The 404-nt window shown below is 44.2% G+C and carries 1 pseudogene; it reads left to right on the top strand.

The window, feature by feature from the left end:
• Window positions 1-217: 217 nt before the first annotated feature.
• Window positions 218-404 (top strand): annotated as a pseudogene (locus BLX24_RS31305) (ParA family protein); the annotation flags it as partial.

Below are 404 nucleotides of genomic sequence, written 5' to 3'. Positions count from 1 at the left end.
TGAAGAAAAGGGAGAAACCGAGGACTCTCTTTTTGTGAATTGGTGCCTTCAGATAAAAGGTATTCATGTGGAGCGAAAAGGAAACAGCTGGGTTGAAAAAGAAATCAGTCCGGTACACATACAGCCAGATGACACAGAAGAGTCAGAACCTTTTTNTGGATAAAAAAAGTTCTTTTTACCTTTGCTGAGGATATAAATTTATCCCCAGCAAAGCAGTATGATCACGCAGGACAAGCTCATCCGGTTTCTGAAAACCAAACCAGCCATTAACCTGTCTCAGATAGAAAAAGAGGCCGGTATTCCCGCCAAAACCCTACACAAGGCACTGACCAACCAGAAGGATGTTCCGGCCAAGCATTTGCCTGCTTTAGACGAAGCACTCCGGCAGTATGGGTATACGGATT

Origin of the sequence: Arsenicibacter rosenii, from assembly GCF_001870735.1 — a bacterium.
Lineage (GTDB): Bacteria > Bacteroidota > Bacteroidia > Cytophagales > Spirosomataceae > Arsenicibacter > Arsenicibacter rosenii.
Note: the sequence above shows the minus strand (reverse complement) of the source record. Positions and strands in the feature narration are given on the sequence as shown.